Annotated in this window: 20 protein-coding genes; 15 read left to right on the top strand and 5 right to left on the bottom strand. The window is 41.5% G+C overall.

Annotated elements, in window-relative coordinates:
* Window positions 1-176: 176 nt before the first annotated feature.
* Window positions 177-725 carry a type I restriction endonuclease gene (locus V7L12_RS16695; RefSeq protein WP_335085798.1) on the bottom strand — a complete coding sequence of 183 codons (549 nt, stop codon included), beginning with the start codon at window positions 723-725 and terminating at the stop codon, window positions 177-179.
* A gap of 271 nt (window positions 726-996) precedes the next feature.
* Window positions 997-1,431, bottom strand: coding sequence for a hypothetical protein (locus V7L12_RS16690; RefSeq protein WP_335085795.1), 435 nt, complete (start codon window positions 1,429-1,431; stop codon window positions 997-999).
* A 1,299-nt stretch (window positions 1,432-2,730) separates the two neighbouring features.
* Here V7L12_RS16690 and V7L12_RS16685 point away from each other — a divergent pair.
* Window positions 2,731-3,243, top strand: a complete 513-nt coding sequence (locus V7L12_RS16685) for a hypothetical protein (RefSeq protein WP_104906193.1) — start codon at window positions 2,731-2,733, stop codon at window positions 3,241-3,243.
* Between the two features lie 87 nt (window positions 3,244-3,330).
* On the opposite strand, the gene V7L12_RS16680 is transcribed toward V7L12_RS16685, so the two are convergent.
* Together V7L12_RS16680 and V7L12_RS16675 are read right to left on the bottom strand one after the other, a co-directional pair.
* Entirely contained in the window at window positions 3,331-3,912 is a 582-nt protein-coding gene (locus V7L12_RS16680; protein WP_335085792.1) for a thioredoxin family protein, read from the bottom strand.
* 145 nt (window positions 3,913-4,057) lie between these two features.
* Window positions 4,058-4,273 carry a chlorophyll a/b-binding protein gene (locus V7L12_RS16675; RefSeq protein WP_334821916.1) on the bottom strand — a complete coding sequence of 72 codons (216 nt, stop codon included), beginning with the start codon at window positions 4,271-4,273 and terminating at the stop codon, window positions 4,058-4,060.
* A gap of 195 nt (window positions 4,274-4,468) precedes the next feature.
* Here V7L12_RS16675 and thyX point away from each other — a divergent pair, with 195 nt between their 5' ends.
* The 7 genes from thyX (at window position 4,469) to V7L12_RS16635 (ending at window position 10,289) form a co-directional block, all read left to right on the top strand.
* Window positions 4,469-5,191, top strand: coding sequence for an FAD-dependent thymidylate synthase (thyX, locus tag V7L12_RS16670; protein WP_335085790.1), 723 nt, complete (start codon window positions 4,469-4,471; stop codon window positions 5,189-5,191).
* 120 nt (window positions 5,192-5,311) lie between these two features.
* Window positions 5,312-6,157 (top strand): Rpn family recombination-promoting nuclease/putative transposase, encoded by an 846-nt coding sequence (locus V7L12_RS16665; RefSeq protein ID WP_335085789.1) that lies wholly within the window; start codon window positions 5,312-5,314, stop codon window positions 6,155-6,157.
* An 86-nt stretch (window positions 6,158-6,243) separates the two neighbouring features.
* Window positions 6,244-6,495 carry a DUF433 domain-containing protein gene (locus tag V7L12_RS16660; protein ID WP_335085787.1) on the top strand — a complete coding sequence of 84 codons (252 nt, stop codon included), beginning with the start codon at window positions 6,244-6,246 and terminating at the stop codon, window positions 6,493-6,495.
* Window positions 6,496-6,998: 503 nt separating this feature from the next.
* Window positions 6,999-8,495: a thymidylate synthase gene (locus tag V7L12_RS16650; protein WP_335085786.1), complete on the top strand. Its 1,497-nt coding sequence runs from the start codon at window positions 6,999-7,001 to the stop codon at window positions 8,493-8,495.
* Window positions 8,495-9,046, top strand: coding sequence for a deoxycytidylate deaminase (locus V7L12_RS16645; RefSeq protein ID WP_334967755.1), 552 nt, complete (start codon window positions 8,495-8,497; stop codon window positions 9,044-9,046). The genes V7L12_RS16650 and V7L12_RS16645 overlap by 1 nt, the downstream gene beginning before the upstream one ends.
* A gap of 27 nt (window positions 9,047-9,073) precedes the next feature.
* Window positions 9,074-9,763 (top strand): dCTP deaminase domain-containing protein, encoded by a 690-nt coding sequence (locus V7L12_RS16640; protein ID WP_335085783.1) that lies wholly within the window; start codon window positions 9,074-9,076, stop codon window positions 9,761-9,763.
* Between the two features lie 79 nt (window positions 9,764-9,842).
* Entirely contained in the window at window positions 9,843-10,289 is a 447-nt protein-coding gene (locus tag V7L12_RS16635) for an XRE family transcriptional regulator (protein WP_335085781.1), read from the top strand.
* Window positions 10,290-10,377: 88 nt separating this feature from the next.
* On the opposite strand, the gene V7L12_RS16630 is transcribed toward V7L12_RS16635, so the two are convergent.
* Window positions 10,378-10,914 carry a P-loop NTPase family protein gene (locus V7L12_RS16630; protein WP_335085853.1) on the bottom strand — a complete coding sequence of 179 codons (537 nt, stop codon included), beginning with the start codon at window positions 10,912-10,914 and terminating at the stop codon, window positions 10,378-10,380.
* Between the two features lie 449 nt (window positions 10,915-11,363).
* On the opposite strand from V7L12_RS16630, the gene V7L12_RS16625 reads away from it, so the two are divergent.
* The 7 genes from V7L12_RS16625 (at window position 11,364) to V7L12_RS16595 (ending at window position 17,942) form a co-directional block, all read left to right on the top strand.
* Window positions 11,364-12,005: an adenylate kinase family protein gene (locus V7L12_RS16625; RefSeq protein ID WP_335085779.1), complete on the top strand. Its 642-nt coding sequence runs from the start codon at window positions 11,364-11,366 to the stop codon at window positions 12,003-12,005.
* A gap of 113 nt (window positions 12,006-12,118) precedes the next feature.
* Window positions 12,119-12,862: a ribonuclease PH gene (gene rph, locus V7L12_RS16620; RefSeq protein ID WP_335085777.1), complete on the top strand. Its 744-nt coding sequence runs from the start codon at window positions 12,119-12,121 to the stop codon at window positions 12,860-12,862.
* 274 nt (window positions 12,863-13,136) lie between these two features.
* Entirely contained in the window at window positions 13,137-13,859 is a 723-nt protein-coding gene (pgl, locus tag V7L12_RS16615; protein WP_335085775.1) for a 6-phosphogluconolactonase, read from the top strand.
* Between the two features lie 201 nt (window positions 13,860-14,060).
* Window positions 14,061-14,942: an FHA domain-containing protein gene (locus tag V7L12_RS16610; protein WP_335085773.1), complete on the top strand. Its 882-nt coding sequence runs from the start codon at window positions 14,061-14,063 to the stop codon at window positions 14,940-14,942.
* A 293-nt stretch (window positions 14,943-15,235) separates the two neighbouring features.
* Window positions 15,236-16,108 carry a GNAT family N-acetyltransferase gene (locus V7L12_RS16605; RefSeq protein ID WP_335085771.1) on the top strand — a complete coding sequence of 291 codons (873 nt, stop codon included), beginning with the start codon at window positions 15,236-15,238 and terminating at the stop codon, window positions 16,106-16,108.
* A 128-nt stretch (window positions 16,109-16,236) separates the two neighbouring features.
* A complete protein-coding gene (locus tag V7L12_RS16600) occupies window positions 16,237-17,112 on the top strand; it encodes a GNAT family N-acetyltransferase (RefSeq protein ID WP_335085770.1) in 876 nt (291 codons plus the stop codon).
* A 62-nt stretch (window positions 17,113-17,174) separates the two neighbouring features.
* Complete coding sequence (locus V7L12_RS16595) at window positions 17,175-17,942, top strand: Uma2 family endonuclease (protein WP_335085769.1); 768 nt, start codon at window positions 17,175-17,177, stop codon at window positions 17,940-17,942.
* Window positions 17,943-17,954: the final 12 nt, after the last annotated feature.

Here is a 17,954-nt window from a genome sequence, read left to right as displayed (position 1 = left end):
TGGCTATACTTTTGCCAATAAGATTGATACCAAAGGGTGAAACAGTATCCTTGTATTCGGGTTCAAAATTATAACTTCTTGAAGTTTGCGTAATTGCTTTAATTTTTTTAAAGGCTTCGATTTCTTCAGCGGTTGTTACTAGTTTTGATTCTTGAGATTCTTGTTTATCTTCTTCTTCAATGAAGCTGAGTCATGCCTTTTACATAAACTATCTCTTCAGCATGACTGGTAATAGCTGTAACGTCAAAATTGTCACAGTGAAAGAATTTGAGATTATCAATATCTTTGGAATCATATTCAAGGATATTAAAAGCAAAAAATGGCTCCTTGTCCATGACATTTTTATCACGTAAGTCAGTAAAGAAACGGTATTCAATGCCGTTAGTGACAATAGCTACTTTTGTTGTCAAAAGTCCATTAAAATAGCGGCTCAGTTGCCCATCATGTACTTCAGCTTTTTGACCACGGGCTTTTGCCTCTACGAGCATAACTATATTATTGTTAATAGCTAAGGCGTAATCTACCTTTTCAAACTGCCCTGCTTTTTTAATAGCAAAATCTGCCACGTATTCCGGCATGACTTCACTAGGGTCATAGACATCGTAGCCAATAGCACTCAAAAAAGGAACAATCAGTGCCATCTTAGTAGCTTCTTCGCCAACAACTTGGTCAGCCCGCTTACGGACTTGTTCAGACAGCTTGGTAATATCTTCAATGAATCCCATCTTGTTTGCTCCTGGTAGATTAGTGAGTATTAATACAATATTTTTTGTAAAATAGGAGTGATTGTAAGGTGATAAAGTACATTTAAATTGAAAGTATTAGCGCGATCGCCTTCCTTATCACTCCTATAAAAGTATTTCCAAACAAGTATCAGACGGTAACACTTATGACTTGTTCCCAGGCGCAATGGCATCAGTAATGAATGACAATAAGTCAGAATAATTTTTGATGAAGCCTCAGTCTATAGGCATTCTCAAAAGAAAAATGCTCAAGCTAACTTGTCGTAGCTGCTTTGTTGCCATTTTTGCTGCCGTTGCCGTTCACACCGGCAATGAATGACGGTTGCTGTGAACTGGGAACTGGTGACTCACCTCGCAGTCCCTTGCGGCGTTGGTTCTTAGGAACACCTCCCGCCATGCCGTACTCCACACTGCTTTTACCATATTGAGTAGCAACTCCCAACAGCATGTGTTCTGCCATATCTGCCAACTCGCGCTCTGTTTGGAGCATTTCATGGTACAACTTATCCAGGTTGGAAAGAGCAGTGTTATATAAATTCTCTCTAGTTCGCATCGTCTCAATTAGGGTTGAGAAGGCCGGTAGAGTAAGTGCATTGCCTAAATTTAAATTCGGATCAATTGAGTTGATGCTAGCAGCACGACGCACTGCTTTTTCTAACACCTGAGAGGTTCTTTTTCTCCGAGCCATGATATGAACCTTGTAATACAGTACGGTTAATATTCTTTACTTTAAAAAACTTCCGTATCGATCGGCTTGAGAGAACTCCGCCAATTCTCCAATGGTTTTTGTTACATAGCGATGTCGTAATCAATGCGCGATATACCGAAATGAGAAAGCAATCCAGCTTTTGAGAAAGCAATATGTCTTTTTGCTTGCTAAATCTACCGAAACGAGAAAGCAATCAAGCATTTTGAGAAAGCAATATGCCTTTTTGCTTGCTGAATCTACCGAAATGAATGCGCGATATACCGAAACGAGAAAGCAATCAAGCATTTTGAGAAAGCAATATGCTTTTTTGCTTGCTGAATCTACCGAAATGAATGCGCGATATACCGAAATGAGAAAGTAATTAAGCATTTTGAGAAAGCAATACGCCTTTTTGCTTGCTGAATCTACTGAAATGAGAAAGCAATATGCCTTTTTGCTTATTGAAATCGACTCGATCGGGTATTAAAAACTTGACGAGTTGAAGTAAGATATTTTACAAAGAAAGGCAGGCGGCAGAAGTAAAAACTTTAGTTCTGGGTATAAAGCCCAGTCAAAAAAAAGAATTGTATCGAGACGCATAGTGCGAGATACAAAGCGTCCTTGCTACAATCCGATGTTTTAAACATGGGTTCCTCCTGCCTCCCTCCTCCTGAACTGAAACCGTACATGAAACTTTCATTTCACACAGTTACTCATATTTTGCTGCTTTGAAATGGAAATCTTTGCTCTTTCTTCTCTGCAAGACGCGCAATGGGCAGACCAAAATATTGCTGAGTCAATGAATTTTACTTTTTACTCAGCAATATTTTGGTGAGAAAGGTTTTCGTGAGTTTCTACGGTTATAACAGAAGCCGACATTAGGATACACTGGCATTTGAATACACCGGAAGTTCATCAGCGACTTAGTTTGTCGCTTCTGGTGACTTCCTTCCTAGTATCCCTTATCGCTTTTGGCTGTATGAAACTTACTCCAATCTACGGTAAGTCTACCTCAAAAAGGTTTCTTAGCCTCTAAAACGACTGCCACTGTTTTGAAGCTATAGCCTTAGAATATTTACAAGCTTTACTTACGAATTAGCTTTCTCTAGATAAAAATACCGTTTTTGCTGTGTAAGCTGACATTCTACCTGTTTCATCCAGATTTGTGTAGCTTATTAACAAATCAGCGGATTCATTAATATTAAGCCTGCTTTACTATTTAGTTTCTTACCCCGACCTATTAGACAGCTAGAGTGTTCATTTCACTTTGTTCAATAGCTTTTAGCCCTTATCGCTCCCATGCTGACCCATCACCGCAAGCCCGTGTGCTTATCACTTATTTCCACTGACCTACCGATCTGGTCTGTTGTCGAAACTGCCGCGACATTGTATCAAAAAGATACCGATCGATTTCATTTACTAATGACCGCACCACCCTTAATTAGCTGCGAAGTAGAGAGTGTTATAAGTCCAGAAGACACACTTCCCCAAAGTAAGAGCAAAGCTTACGCCCCTAACAGTCCCAGAATATTGTGGCTGGAGATTTCCCCTTACCGAGTCATCATGACTATGCAAGGTAACGCTCAAGTGAGTTACCGTCACTTTTGGGAACAGGGCGTTTATGGCATTAGTCGCTATTGGTTGCCAACTGAGTCATTGCAACCTAACGATCCCATTCGTTTACGAAATTTTACTCGTAGCCTAACTCTCAACGGACATCCCTTGCCAGAGCATTTGCGGCTGGAATATGAATTGTGGGCAGAAAAAGTCCAATTAGGATGCTACGTACTGAATTTGGAAATTAAACATTAATAGTCGTGGGCAGTAGGGAGTAGGGAGTAGGGAAAAGTTTTTACAATGCCCAATGCCCAATGCCCAATGCCCCATGCCTAATCCCTCTTAACCAAAATAACTGGGTTGGTTTCCAGGTTTCCATTTAATATTGCAACCAACACTCGGCTTTTGCTCACTGGTGACAGGTTTACCCGCTAGCACTGCTTCAATGGCTGCGCGTAAATCTGCACCTGTTACAGGTTTATCATTGCTGGGGCGGCTATCATCTAGTTGTCCTCGATAAACAAGTTGGCGATCACCATCAAATACAAAAAAATCTGGTGTGCAAGCTGCTGTGTAAGCCTTAGCCGTTTCCTGGCTCTCGTCGTAGCATAAGGTAAAATTTAACCCTTGTTCTGTGGAAAATGCTTGTAACGACTCTGGCGCATCATCTGGGTAATTTTTTGCATCGTTAGCACTGATGGCAACGATCGCTAAATCACTTGTAAAATAATCTCTTCCTAACTGCACTAATTCGTTTTGGACGTGTTTTACAAACGGGCAATGCCGACAAATAAACATTACCAATAGTGCTTTTTTTTCTGCAAAGGTAGAAAGTGAAGTTGCCTTTCCAGATACTACTTCCGGTAGATTAAAATCTGGCGCTTTAGTGCCTAGTGGCAACATAGTTGAAGTAGTTAAAGCCATAGTTCATCCAATATTTTTACGCTGATAACTAACGGCTTTTGCTATCAGTATATTTTCACTTTAGCACTAAGTTTTCCATAAATTAAGAGACGGTAAATTTACCGTCTCTTATATTTGTTGAGAGTTATATTAAAGAAATTAGTTTTTACAGACTTGCTAATACACCAACAATACCGTGTCCTGTGAATACTTCTAATGCTATCAGAGAGACAAAACCAATCATTGCTAAACGACCGTTGAGCATTTCTGCATAAGGAGTGAAACCAGTGCGATCGCCTTGCTCATCTATATAAACTTTTGGCTCGATCGCAAAGTTGTTCAGTTTGCCTTGGTCGTCAATGATAACAGTACTTGTACGCATGGATTTTGCCCTGTCTTCTCTTTATGTAAACAACTGTAACAAACTTGTTAATATTTGTAAAGTATCTTAATCCGATCGAGTAGAAGTCCAAGCCAGAGATATGATGATGGATCGAGTTCAAAGCTATGTCTAACAAACAGGCTCCGCTCCTTCTGCGTAAGCACTTTCAGTCATCAATCCATTTCCCAAAAACTAATGCATCGATTTCGAGTAGAGGTTATTGCCAAAACACCAAACCCGCAGCAGGTGATTTATGCCGCGATGCACCAGGACTATACTGATGGGTTTGTGTTTGATGAGCGCGACTCCTGGCCCTCGGAGTCACAAAGCGGCGAAGTTATTGTTAAGCGGCTTTTAGCGGGTGAGAGGGGACACTATGGGCCTTTAGAGCATCCCCAGATTGTTTTTAACTGTGGCTACTTTCCCCACAGTGTGATGCAGCAGGCTCGTACTCATCGCGTCAGCGTATCATTTGATGTACAATCTTTTAGATATACAGGCAACCAATTTATTGACGTAGTAGAAGGTAAGAAAGACATAGAAGATGTTTTTTACCTACGTCCCGTTGGTTATTACACTGATAGACAAGGCAAAAAGTACCATTATTCACCAGAGCAACGAGCAGCAGATTTGCAATGGTGTCTAGAAGCAGCTAAACGATATAAAGCTGATTTTGAGGGTGGAATGTCTGAAGAACACGCCAGAGGCAAAGTGCCTTTTGATTATCGCCAGCATTTTGTAGTTAGTTTTAATTTAAGGTCTTTCTTGCATTTTTGTGACCTGAGAAATAAGAAAGATGCTCAACTGGAAATTCAAAAGTTGTGTGAAATGATGTGGCCTCATTTTGAAGATTGGGCACCTGCGATCGCACAATGGTATGAAAAGCAGCGTCTAGGTAAAGCAAGGTTAGCACCTTAGATAATGGCTTACCCTGCTCTCTATATACGAGAGTTGACATAATTTGCGGTAGGATAAAGCGACGCGACTATCCTCGGATTTATTGGATTTGATTTAAGGCGATCGCATCTATTTTTTTTGATGAATAAAGCTGCCGATATTAGCACTAAAAAATTAATCAGCCTTGCACCAAATAATTGGGCAAAATGGGTGACAGGAATTCCCGACATTGTTACAGGCGAAATCTTAAATACAGAATTCCAATGGATTAGCCGACAAAGTGATGTTGTAATTCAGGCTGAAAGTCCCCAATACGGAAAATTTCTCATCCTCAATGAGTTACAATTGCGCTACACATCAGAAATGCCGCGCCGGATGCGTGCTTATGCTGCTCTTGCGGAAGAGAAATATAAACTACAAACGTACCCTGTACTGATTAACATTCTCAAAATCAGCAACAGCGAAATACCTACAAGCTTTGCATCCAATTTTATCGGGTTAAGAGCAATTCAAGATTACCGCGTAATCAACCTTTGGGAGGTTGATGTAAATATTGCTTTTGAGACGCCGTTACCGTCACTGCTTCCCTTTGTACCAATTCTCAAAGGCGGAGAAAACGAGTCTACAATTAGGGAAGCATTGCGAATGCTGCGTGCTGATCAGCAATTAAATCAACTTGAGACAGTTCTGGCATTTTTTGCAACCTTTGTATTAGAAAGTACTTTAGTTCAGGAAATCATGAGGTGGGATATGACAGTCTTAAGAGAATCACCTTGGTATCAAGAAATTTTACGTGAGGGACAAGCACGAGGAGAAGTACGTGGAATAATCTCTAGCATCGAAACAAGTTTAGAGGCGAAATTTGGCAGCGATGGTTTGGAGTTGATGTCGCAAATTTCGCAAATTTCTGACTTAGAGCAATTGAAAGAGATTTTACGCAGGATTGTTGTAGCAAATACAATTCAAGATTTACGGAATGTTTTGTAGGATAAAGCGATCGCTCTAAATCCTGACTTAGAGCTAGAATGCGATCAAGTCTTAGACTATCTCTAAATATAGACATTTGCAGGACGATGGATATTCAAACAGTTTTACGCGATCGCCGAATTATTTCTTCTGATCCAGATATTATGAGTGGTACTTCTGTGTTTGTTGGAACGCGAGTTCCATTCCAGACTTTTTTTGACTATCTAGAAGGTGAAGCAGGTTTAACCGAATTCTTGGAAGATTTTCCACATTTGCAAACTCAGGTGTTGCAAGTTTTGGAGGTGATTACAAAAGCAATGCTGAATCAGGAGCAAATTATTTATGCTCATTCTGCTTGATGAAAATCTCCTGAGCAAAAAGTTGAAGAAGCCGTTTATAGATGCAGGACATTCAAAAATGTAGAAGATATGGGCTGGCGTGGTGTCAAGAATAAGGAGCTTTTGGCTTTTCACTACTTTTTCAGCAAACCCCAAGTAAGTCAAAGTTAGTCCCTTGTTACTTAGATAGTCGTATATATCTACTTTGTATTTTAAATTACTTAGACTTTAGCGAACGTTACAATCTCTAGCTGATCTTAATATTTTCCCTGATGTGCTTCGTAACTCATAGCGCAGGATTTGCCTTCTAAAAATAGTAGTTGAAGCAGTTAAAGCCATAATTTACCTGATAACTTTACGCTGATAACTAACGGCTTTTGCTACCAGTATATTTTCACTCTAGCACTAAGTTTTCCATAAATTAAGAGAAGGTAAACTTCCAAAGCTTACCTTCTATGAACCTAGTACCAATTTAGATTTAGTGATATAGTAGAAGATTGTTAATTTTTTAATTTTAGCCAATCATGACAGCAACGGGTAAGGCAACCCAATTCGAGTACAAAGCACTGCACAAGCCCAACCAGCTTATTTATGGTCTAGGTCAGACGGCAGTGATTACAGGATGGACAGTAAAGCAGGCGATCGCTAAACACCTACAACCCGAAGATTATGCTGTAATTGGGCAACTATACTCACCCACAAGAGGGATAAACTTACTAATTCGCAATTTGCTGTTGAATCCCCACGTCCGCTATTTAGTTGTTCTCAACGCTACGAAGGAAGACAATAACGCGGGTGCTGGAGAGTGCTTGCTGGACTTTTTCCGCAAAGGCTTTGAAGAAGGTGTTTGTGATACTGGGTTGCCTTGCTGGGTAATTCGCTCCTCTATCACTGGATATATTGATCTTGAAGTGAAAGCTAGTGCTTTAGAACACCTGCGGGACTCAGTAAAGGAGCAGGAAACCAAATCCATCTCTGAAGCCGTTAGTCTAGTTAAGTCATATGTCCAACAGAAAGCGCTTGCTGCATGGGGTTTGCCAATAGAATTTCCCATGCCTACTGTTAAGCCAACTGTCTTACCGGGGCCGAGATACGGTCACAGAATTGAGGGTAAGACTATAGCAGAAACTTGGGTAAAAATCATTCATCGGATTAAGACAACAGGAACAATTAGACCAACTGGCTATGATGGGCAATGGCAAGAATTAATTGATTTAATGGCAATTGTTACTGATGAGCCTGCTAACTTTTATTTTCCTGAGCCGAATTATTTGCCAATTGACCCTCCTTTTCTTGAAGGATACGTTTCGCAGATTTTAGATGATGCACCTTCTAGGGAAGGGTTGAAATATACATATGGTCAACGTTTACGTTCCTGGTTTGAGCGTGACCAAATTGACCAGGTGATTCAGAAGTTAATTGGAGAAATTGATGCTGCTAGTGCAGTGATGAATTTATGGGATGTAAAAGACCATGAAAAAGGTGGTAGCCCTTGTCTTAATCATATTTGGTTGAGAGTGGTTGATAATGAATTATCACTAACTGCAACTCTTAGAAGTAATGATATGTTTGCCGCATGGCCTGCAAATGCAATGGGATTGAGGGCTTTGCAACGACATATTAGGGATGAAATTGCTAAACATTCTGAATATGAATTGAAAATGGGACCACTTATTACCATCAGTCAGTCTGCTCATATATATGATGATACTTGGAGCAACGCCGAGCAACTGATCAAACAACAGTATGCTAACATTTGTAGAAAAATAGATTACTACGATCCTGCGGGAAATTTTTTAGTCGAGATTGCAGAAAAGGAGATAGTTGTTACACAAACAACTCCCGGTAGTGGTGAGGTTGTAAGTTGCTATTCCGGCAAAGATGCCTTGAAATTACTTAGAGAAATTTGCGCTGCTTCGCCTTCAATACGTGCAGATCATGCTGGATATTTGGGTATGGAATTACAGAGAGCCTCTGAGTGTTTGAAAACAGGGGCTAAATACATTCAGGATAGTAAATAATGGTTTGTGATGAGCAAAGGCCAACATGGGATGAATACTTTCTGATGTTGGCTAAACTTGCAGCGACTCGCTCAACGTGCCTGGCTGTTCGAGTAGGTGCTGTGATTGTGAAAAATAAGCAGGTGGTGGCAACAGGTTACAATGGCTCACCATCAGGTTCCGCCCATTGTACGGCTCAGGGATACTGTTATCCAGGGTTAAGTAGCTGTGATGCTAGCAAAAGTTTACCCTCAAGGGCTATACATGCGGAAGCAAATGCGATCGCACAGGCCGCAAAGCACGGTATCTCTACAGATGGTGCAAGTATTTATGTCACTCTAGAACCTTGTCTGTCTTGCTTGAAGTTAATTATCTCCGCAGGCATTAAGGAAATTTTTTATGAAACTTCTTTTAATAGCGGAGAGAAAGCTTTGGTGAGAGATTCCTTTGTGAATGAAGGTCTAGTTACCCTGAAGCAAGTTAAGCTTTCTGAAGCCACAGCAAAAAGAGCAGCCTTGTTCCTGCTATCTTCTACGTCTGTTGTCAGTTTTGACATTGTACAAAATCCATAAACTCATATCAAAACATAATTATTGACTATGTTGAGTGATACAGATATTAAACAACAAATAGAAGACAGAAAAAATAATCCAACAGAGGGAATATATATAGATCCCTTTGAAGAAAAGTACTTGACCCCTGTTGGTTATGATTTTAGAGTAGGGCTAAAAGGATTCTCTTGGAAAAATAAGCGTGAAATTGATATAGAGAAAGAGAGAGAGATTGAGATTGAACCCAACGATACGATAGTTATTGAAACCTTAGAATCAGTCAGTTTGTCTAAAGAAGTCGGCGCTACCATACATGCAATGGTTTCAAAAGCTGTTCTTTATGGTTTGTCTCACATTTCTACGACAATAGATCCAGGATGGACAGGCAAACTGTTAATTTCAGTAAGTAACTACCGAGATAGCTCTGTAGTACTTCGTTTTAGAGATTCTTTCTGTACAGTTTGCTTTCACAAAATGGAATCTGAATCAAAAGTACCTCTTGGAAGACCTGCCGATAGGGATGATATATGGGAAAGCCTACTAGAGATATCTAGGCAAGAGAAAAAAAAGAAAGAAAAAGAAAATGTTAGCCGCAATATATTAATAATTTCTTTTATTATGATTGGATTATTTTTAGGAGTTTTCGTATCCTTAAAAAATCCCGATTTGGGATCTGCACTAGCAGCTTTTATAGCTTTGATAAGCCCTGTTGTGTACGATAGACTAAAATCAAAATAAATTTTTAATGAACTACTAAAAGTTAAGTGTTTAATATCAAACTAAAATTAGGAGAATATAGCTAATTGAATAGTATAAAATGAATACCACAAAAACACGTATATATATTTCTGGTGCGTTGACAGGTATTGATAACTTAGAGGATGTCAAGGCTTTTTATACAGCTATTGGCTCACTTTGCGGCGAAATAGGATTTCAGAGTTATGTTCCCCATCTAAACACTGACCCTATTAATCATCCTAATATCAGCCCTCGTCAAGTTTTTGATACTGATAAGCACCAAGTTAGTAAATCTAACCTAGTTATTGCCTACATTGGTTATGCTTCGTTGGGTGTTGGGATGGAATTAGCATATGCAGATACAAATGCTATTCCAATTATTTTACTTTACGAAAGAGGTAAAGTCATATCGAGATTCCCTCGTGGTATACCTACTGTATTTTCCGAAATCGAGTTCAAAGACTATAAAGATGCTTTGACTCAACTTGAGAGTGTTTTGAAACAGTGGAGACAACAGCACAAATAAAAATCCTTATCAGCGCCATTCTCGTCCACTTAAATACTATCAGTAGCAACTCACCTTTTGAGCAACTTATCAATTGGAGATGGATTCTTTAAGGTCGATAACTCCGACGGATTTCTGTAATTTGATCTGCTACATCGAGAAGGGATTTCGGCATCTCTGGCCCTGTGAGAATGATATCGACGTGAGGAGGACGTTTTGCCAAAAACGTTAAAACTTCCGTTTCAGGAATTAAACCAAAGTTAATCGCTAAACTTAACTCATCTAACACCACGAGAGAATACTTACTCTCACACACTACTTGTTGTGTATACTGCCACAGCTTTTGTAAGGCTTGGTTTTCTGTATTGTCTAAATGTGGTGTATCAATACAACGAGGCAAATCACACCGAATCCAATCTAAATTTTGTCCTAATTGTATAGGTCTTTCCTGTCCTTGGCGAATACCTCCTTTGAGAAACTGCACTATTAATACTGGCGTTCCTTGTCCAGCTATTCTCAGTGATTGAGCCATCACATTCGTAAAAAAGTTGCGATGGGAACTAGTGAAAACTTGCACTAGTCCTTCAACTGGATATGGTAGGGTTAGGCTTGAATTGATACTTTGAGTTTCTAGCTGGGCAACCATAAATTTAAGTTCAAAAAAATACAATAAGTCAAAGGTTATTACTGGCGGTGAAACTGACAAATTTGCCTGTATAATCAATCTGTTTTTCACAGGTGTGGTGGATTTGGCAAATTGCATTCTTAGTCAAACACTACGTTTGTATTGAAGTCAAGAGTTATTTTGATTTACAGCAGATTTCAGGTAAATAAAGTACATAGACAAAACGCGAAAGCCTGTAGAGACTTTGCATGTAACGTCTCTAGATGTAGTTTATAAAACCGCTAACTGCTATAAAATACCGTCTTTTATCTGAAATGAGTTGTAAAAATGAAAACATCAGAGTTACAGTTCCAATTATTTAAAAATGCTAGATAGAACTCCTAAAAATCGCTAAATGTTAGATTTGTCGGTTGTTTGGGCAAAACAGACTTAGCTAGTAGTGAATTTGACAGGATGAGGAGTAAATTGTTGTGAGATTGGTGATTCTGGGAGGTTCAGGATCGGGAAAAAGCACTCAAGCACAAAGGCTTTGCACATACTTTGATATTCCTCTGATTTCCACAGGTGAGATTTTACGGTCAGCAATATCTGGCAATCAGCCCCTGCCGGAATTTCGATGCTTGGAAGCCGATCCCCGGACTTCTCTTTCGGTTTACGCTAGCTTGAGTGAACTAGGCTACCACGCACGGCCCTACATGCAAAAAGGGGAGTTAGTTCCAGACGAAATGATTATTGAATTGATCCGAATTCGCCTCAGACAACCAGATATTAACTGCGATTGGGTGTTAGAAGGCTATCCCCGTACTGCCTTCCAAGCTGAAGAATTAGATTTTTTATTGGATGATTTAGGGCAAAAGCTAGATTGGGCAATTTATCTCCAAGTTCCAGAAGCAGTGATGGTTAGTCGATCCTTGGGGCGATCGCTACCAGATGACCAACCAGAAATCGTGCAGCGCCGTGTAGAATTATTCTACGATCGCACCATTCCCATCCTAGAATATTACGACCGTCGTCGCTGCTTGTTGACCATCAACGGCGACCAATCACCAGAAATGGTGCAGCAAATATATTTTGACTCTGCTTTCAGTTCCTTGAAGAGTGCTGAGTGTTGAGTTAGGAGTTAGGAGTTAGGAGTTAGGAAGAATTCTTCCCAATGCCCAATGCCCAATGCCCAATAACACTAAGGTAATCTTAAGGCAGTATTGTAAAACTTGAGGCAATTCCAATGGCTTGGCAGCGTCCTGACGGTCGGATTCCCTACGAACTACGTCCGATTAGCTTTCACCCCAGTTTCACCCGCTTTGCCCCCGGTTCTGTTCTTGCAAGATGCGGTGATACTCAAGTACTTTGTACTGTTAGCGTTAATAAGGGAGTTCCAAAGTTTCTCGAAGGAAGTGGTAAAGGCTGGTTAACTGCTGAGTACCGAATGCTACCATCTGCTACCCAAAAACGCCAAGAAAGGGAATTATTGAAATTATCTGGACGGACGCAAGAAATTCAACGTTTAATTGGACGTAGCTTACGTGCAGCAGTGGATTTTGAGGCACTGGGAGAACACACGCTGACTGTAGATGCTGATGTGTTGCAAGCAGATGCCGGAACTCGGACAACAGCCATCACAGGCTCGTTTGTGGCGTTGGCTCATGCAATTTCTAAATTGTTGCAAGAGGGCGTATTGGAGCGATCGCCTTTGTGTGGACAGGTAGCAGCAGTTTCCGTAGGATTACTGAAGGGAGAGCCATTTTTGGATCTAAATTATATCGAAGATGTGGCTGCAACAGTAGATTTTAATGTGGTGATGAATCAACACCTGGGAATCATTGAAGTCCAAGGAACAGCCGAAGAAGGCAGTTTTAGCCGCACTCAGTTGGATCAACTGCTAGATGTCGCCCAAAAAGGAATTCAAGAATTGTTAATTGCCCAACGTGAAGCGATCCCAGACTGGGAGGCGTTGTTTGTGATTAATTAGTTTTATTAATTTTTAATAAGAATTAATAAACGTATCCTTTGTGGCGTTAATCAACAAAGTATCAAGTAACTGGATGTAAATAAAAATAATCATGAGAGTGGTTAGTATGTTAGTACGACTGACTACTGACAACTTACGGTTGAGGGTGATAAGGAGGGTCTAGGTTTTTCCAGCTTACTTAATCCACGATGTTAAATGTTTCAAAAGTTAAAAAGGGGGATTGTAATAAGTTCGGTATTGTATTGCTGGAAGCCAGCAATATGATAATGAAGCCATGAACAAAACCGTTGAAGTTTTACCGGATCAGCCGGCGCTGGTTGCACGAGCGCTAGAATTAATCCTGTCTAAGTTAGAAACTGCCATTGAGCAGCAGGGGCGGTTTACCATCGCCTTATCTGGCGGCAGTACACCTAAACCGTTATACGAGGCGATCGCTACTCAAAAACTGCCTTGGGATAAAATTCATATATTCTGGGGGGATGAGCGTTACGTACCACCAGATCACCCCGATAGCAATGAACTGATGACGCGTCGTGCGTGGCTAGATCGCGTTGATATCCCAGCGGCTAACATTCACCCCGTACCAACTTTAGAAGCCAGTCCAGAACTGGCTGCTGCCAAGTATGAACAACATCTCAAAGAATTTTTCAATTCTTCTGGTGTCGAGTTTCCCCCGTTGGATGTAGTATTACTAGGAATGGGTGATGATGCACATACCGCATCTTTGTTTCCCCACACAGAGGCTCTTAAAATACGCGATCGCCTCGTGACTGTGGGTAACAAAGACGGAAACCCCAGGATAAGTTTCACATATCCCTTCATCAACTCTGCTCGTAGCGTGATTTTTCTGGTTGCTGGTGCTAATAAACGACCAGCTTTAGCGCAAGTCTTTGCACCCGTGGCCGATGACTTCACTTACCCATCCCGCTTAATTCAGCCCCAAGGAGAACTTTGGTGGCTACTGGATGCGGCAGCAGGTTTGGAACTTCAACGTTGAACAATGGGGCATTGGGCATTGGGCATTGGTTCTTCTTCCCCTGCTCCTCTGCCTCTCTGCCCCTCTGCTCTCCTTCCCCGTGTAAGAGTGTCCAATTCATCGTTCCATTAGCAGTAATTGCTAGAATCTAAAGCTAGGGCCGCCCTCTGCTTGCCAGTCCTACCTATATTTATGATGATCTTGAACAAAGGCTAAATATCGATGATCGTCTGCCCTAATTGCAATCATCCCAACCCTGACGGTGCTGTCCAATGTGAAGCTTGTTATACACCATTACCTGCAACTACTAATTGTCCCAGTTGTGGGGCAACTGTGCAGGCAGATGCTGCATTCTGTGGTCAGTGTGGCTATAACCTTCACTCCGCAGGTGTTCCACACGTTCATACCGCAGTAGCTACAACAGTTACTTCCGATATTCCCGTGGAAGTACCAGCGTTAGTTCCACCCGATCCACTGTTAGAACTTTTACAACCAGATGCCTTGGGAATCGGCGGTTCTACTAACTCCCATCCTCCCGAATCATCTTTACCACCAACAGAGATGGCAGTTCCGCCAGAACCAACGCCACAGATACCTGTTACAGTAAGTAGCCCCCCAGAGCCAGCGTCAACCGTTGTAGCTCAACCCGTAGTCTCTGGACAAAGTAGTATTCCGACTCCACCACCTGTGGAACCAGCACCAGCCTCTGAAGCCGAAGCAAAAGAGCCAGCAGCACCAGCACCAACTGCAACTGCTGCCAGAACGCAATTGCAGCAGGTTACAGCACGGTTAATCCACGTTCAAAGCGATCGCTTAATTGAATTACCGCAAAATTTTTCTGTGATTCATATCGGTAAGCCCAATGACCGGATTCCTCCAGATATAGATGTTTCAGGATTTCCCAATTCCGAAATTGTCTCGCGGATTCATGCAGATATTCGCGTCGAGGGAGATGCTCATTATGTAGAGGATGTGGGAAGTTCTAATGGCACTTACATCAATAATTTGCCACTTTTACCAGGGAACCGTCATCGCTTGCGACCAGGCGATCGCATCAGCTTGGGTAAAGGAGACTTGATGACATTCCTCTTTCAACTTGCTTAACTGATTCTCGATCGATTGTGACATCAGTCTAAGTATTTTCTGCCCATCCTCTGGCATCCATTTTGGAGGAAAAACAAATGAACTGCATCAGACAAGTGACGGATAACTATGTTGTTTAATGGAGTTTGCCTGCTATCCCCAGTCCTAGCATCTTGAAGTAGCTTTATTTAGGGACACACTTAGGCTGTGTCCCTTTCAATTACCATTAGGTAGAACCAACTTCACAGATGGCATTGCTACTATTCCCGAAACAGCCTATTCGGTAAACTGAATTCGACACTCAGGAGTTTTTTGTGCCTACTTTGAGAACGCTGCAACCTGGAGATGAAGTATCGCTGGAAACATTTCTCTTGCAACACACTGATACTTCTATGTTTTTGCGCTCTAATTGGCGAGCTGCGGGACTACTTGACCAAGGTGCAAGATTTCAAGGAACTTACATAGCGGCTTACATAAATGTAAATATAGTGGCAGTTGCAGCCCACTTTTGGAATGGGATGCTTGTAGTCCAAGCCCCTGTCTATCTGACAGAGGTGGTGCAAGCAGTTGTGGCCCAATCTGGACGTGCCATTTCTGGAATTAGTGGCCCAGCAGCACAAGTTGAAGCGACAAAAAGCATTTTGGAACTTAGCAAGCGACCAACTCAGCTTGATCAGCCTGAGATATTGTTTTCTTTAGCACTGCGAGACTTGCAAATACCTCAAGCTTTAGCATCGGCAAAGGTGCAGTGTCGTTTGCCACATCCAGAGGAGTTAGAATTACTGGGCGAGTGGTGCGCTGCTTATAATGTGGAAACTTTAGGAAAAACAGATACTCCCAGTTTAAGACCTGCTTGCGATCGCATAATTGAGGTACGTCAAGCTACGGCTATGCATTGGGTTTTGGTAAAAGGAGATACCCCAGTTTCCTACTCTGCTTTCAATGCCAGCCTACCTGATATTGTGCAAATTGGTGGAGTGTGGACACCGCCAGCGCTGCGGGGTAAAGGCTACGGCAAAAGTGTGGTAGCAGGCTCGTTGTTAGATGCGCGATCGCAGGGAGTAAAACGTGCCATGCTGTTTACAGGTGATAATAACCAAGCAGCCCAAGCAGTTTATCGAGGAATTGGCTTTTTGCCTACTGGCGAGAAGTATGGCTTAGTTTTATTTGAAGAGACTCAGGCTTGATAAATATTGGTTTAAACGTTAGAAGTGCAACACCTTACGCTCTTGCTACCCATTTATAATTTCCCTTTTTCTGGATTTGCTGAAATTGATTTTGTAGTTTTTACTGAATTGATCGTAATACTTGAACTATGAGCCAGTATCGTTTCAAACAGTCATTCTCTGATGATCCCAGTTTAAGCGATCAGCTTTTTGACTTGATGGAAGTCACATTTCCCGGACTCAGCAGTTTAGCAGAATGTGCAAGAAAACTAGGTGCATCTTGGGAAACAGCTTCAACTCCGTTTATTCGCTTTCATGATGATATAGCTATTACTCATGTGGGAGTGTTAGAAATTCCCATGCAAATTATGGGACAAAAGCTCACTGTCGGAGGAATTCATGGAGTAGCTACCCGTGCAGAATTTCGTAGGAGAGGGTATTACCGTGAAGTGATGGAGGAAGTGCTAGGGTATTGCGATCGCCTTTACGAAACCCTAGTACTGACGACACCACAACCAGAGTTTTACTTACCTTTTGGCTTTCGTGTTGTCGAAGAACACATCTTCAAGGTTAAGTGTAACTTCACAGGTAGCACTGATAGCTTCAGAACACTGGATTTTACAGATACCAAAGATTACACATTGTTACACAGACTTTTGGAAACACGCGCCCCTGTCTCTAATATAGTTGGCGTAGTCAACGAAAAACCTGTGTTCTGTGTCAATGAAGGAAGTCGTCCCTTATACTATGCAGAAGATTTAGATTTAATTGCCTGTATGGAGATAGAAGATAACCGACTTCATCTTTTCGATTTAGTGACAACGCAGATATGCCCTTTAAAGAATATTATTAGTAAGATAACTCAACCCATTGAAGAAGTGGTGATTTACTTTAGTCCAGAACTTCTTGATGTCAAAGATGTGCAAGCATTCACCCATACTTTTGATGAAACTGTGCTGATGGTTCGCGGCAAATTTGCGGCGGAGAGCGAGAAATTTATGCTACCCCGTTCTGCAAGGTGTTGAGTCACTCAAAAACAATTGAATCATAATGGAACTGAGAGTTTCATCATCAGGACTGCCAAAATATGTATCAAACTGACCCGCCGCGATCGCCAAAAGATGTATTGCCGACCATGTATGATCTTCCCAGTGAAGACCCTGAGGAGCCTGGTTTGCCCGATCAGTTTCATTTATTGCAACCTCGCCTGTTAGACGAAACCTTTCGTCCACAGAATTATCCTAGTGATCAGATATTTGTTGCTAGCGATCTGAATCTTTATTATGACCCGCGCTATCCACTGTGGCATAAGCGACCAGATTGGTTTGCCGTTTTAGGTGTTTCCCGTCTCTACGAACAACGGGATTTACGCTTAAGTTATGTCGTTTGGCAAGAGGGCGTTCATCCTTTTATTGTGGTTGAATTACTGTCTCCAGGTACTGAAAAGGAAGACTTAGGGCAGACATTGCGAGATATCAAGCAACCGCCAGGAAAATGGGAAGTGTATGAGCAAATTCTGCGTGTGCCTTATTATGTAGTATTTGATCGGTACAAATATGAGTTCAGGGTATTTAAGTTAGATGGTGGTCGTTATGCTGAGATAGCACTGTCAGAGTCACGCTTCTGGATACCAGAACTAGAATTAGGCTTGGGTGTGTGGCGGGGACGCTATCAAGATGTAGAACAGCCCTGGTTACGCTGGTATGATTGGACAGGCTGCTGGGTATTGACTTCTACAGAACAAGAAAGTCAAAGAGCTGAACAAGAAAGTCAACGGGCTGAACAAGAAAGACAACGAGCTGAACGGTTAATTGCACAATTGCGATCGCTAGGCGTTGAACCCGATTTAGATTAGCTTTTTGCCTCT

The organism is Nostoc sp., assembly GCF_036918245.1.
In the GTDB taxonomy this organism is placed as follows: Bacteria; Cyanobacteriota; Cyanobacteriia; order Cyanobacteriales; family Nostocaceae; genus Nostoc.
This window is presented reverse-complemented; position numbering and strand designations above follow the sequence as displayed.

What these genes read in the sequence shown, in the direction of transcription:
- V7L12_RS16695 (WP_335085798.1), bottom strand. Translation starts at nt 725, where the DNA reads ATGGGATTCATTGAAGATATTACCAAGCTGTCTGAACAAGTCCGTAAG.
- V7L12_RS16690 (WP_335085795.1), bottom strand. Translation starts at nt 1,431, where the DNA reads ATGGCTCGGAGAAAAAGAACCTCTCAGGTGTTAGAAAAAGCAGTGCGT.
- V7L12_RS16685 (WP_104906193.1), top strand. Translation starts at nt 2,731, where the DNA reads ATGCTGACCCATCACCGCAAGCCCGTGTGCTTATCACTTATTTCCACT.
- V7L12_RS16680 (WP_335085792.1), bottom strand. Translation starts at nt 3,912, where the DNA reads ATGGCTTTAACTACTTCAACTATGTTGCCACTAGGCACTAAAGCGCCA.
- V7L12_RS16675 (WP_334821916.1), bottom strand. Translation starts at nt 4,273, where the DNA reads ATGCGTACAAGTACTGTTATCATTGACGACCAAGGCAAACTGAACAAC.
- thyX (WP_335085790.1), top strand. Translation starts at nt 4,469, where the DNA reads ATGCATCGATTTCGAGTAGAGGTTATTGCCAAAACACCAAACCCGCAG.
- V7L12_RS16665 (WP_335085789.1), top strand. Translation starts at nt 5,312, where the DNA reads ATGAATAAAGCTGCCGATATTAGCACTAAAAAATTAATCAGCCTTGCA.
- V7L12_RS16660 (WP_335085787.1), top strand. Translation starts at nt 6,244, where the DNA reads ATGGATATTCAAACAGTTTTACGCGATCGCCGAATTATTTCTTCTGAT.
- V7L12_RS16650 (WP_335085786.1), top strand. Translation starts at nt 6,999, where the DNA reads ATGACAGCAACGGGTAAGGCAACCCAATTCGAGTACAAAGCACTGCAC.
- V7L12_RS16645 (WP_334967755.1), top strand. Translation starts at nt 8,495, where the DNA reads ATGGTTTGTGATGAGCAAAGGCCAACATGGGATGAATACTTTCTGATG.
- V7L12_RS16640 (WP_335085783.1), top strand. Translation starts at nt 9,074, where the DNA reads ATGTTGAGTGATACAGATATTAAACAACAAATAGAAGACAGAAAAAAT.
- V7L12_RS16635 (WP_335085781.1), top strand. Translation starts at nt 9,843, where the DNA reads ATGAATACCACAAAAACACGTATATATATTTCTGGTGCGTTGACAGGT.
- V7L12_RS16630 (WP_335085853.1), bottom strand. Translation starts at nt 10,914, where the DNA reads ATGGTTGCCCAGCTAGAAACTCAAAGTATCAATTCAAGCCTAACCCTA.
- rph (WP_335085777.1), top strand. Translation starts at nt 12,119, where the DNA reads ATGGCTTGGCAGCGTCCTGACGGTCGGATTCCCTACGAACTACGTCCG.
- pgl (WP_335085775.1), top strand. Translation starts at nt 13,137, where the DNA reads ATGAACAAAACCGTTGAAGTTTTACCGGATCAGCCGGCGCTGGTTGCA.
- V7L12_RS16610 (WP_335085773.1), top strand. Translation starts at nt 14,061, where the DNA reads ATGATCGTCTGCCCTAATTGCAATCATCCCAACCCTGACGGTGCTGTC.
- V7L12_RS16600 (WP_335085770.1), top strand. Translation starts at nt 16,237, where the DNA reads ATGAGCCAGTATCGTTTCAAACAGTCATTCTCTGATGATCCCAGTTTA.
- V7L12_RS16595 (WP_335085769.1), top strand. Translation starts at nt 17,175, where the DNA reads ATGTATCAAACTGACCCGCCGCGATCGCCAAAAGATGTATTGCCGACC.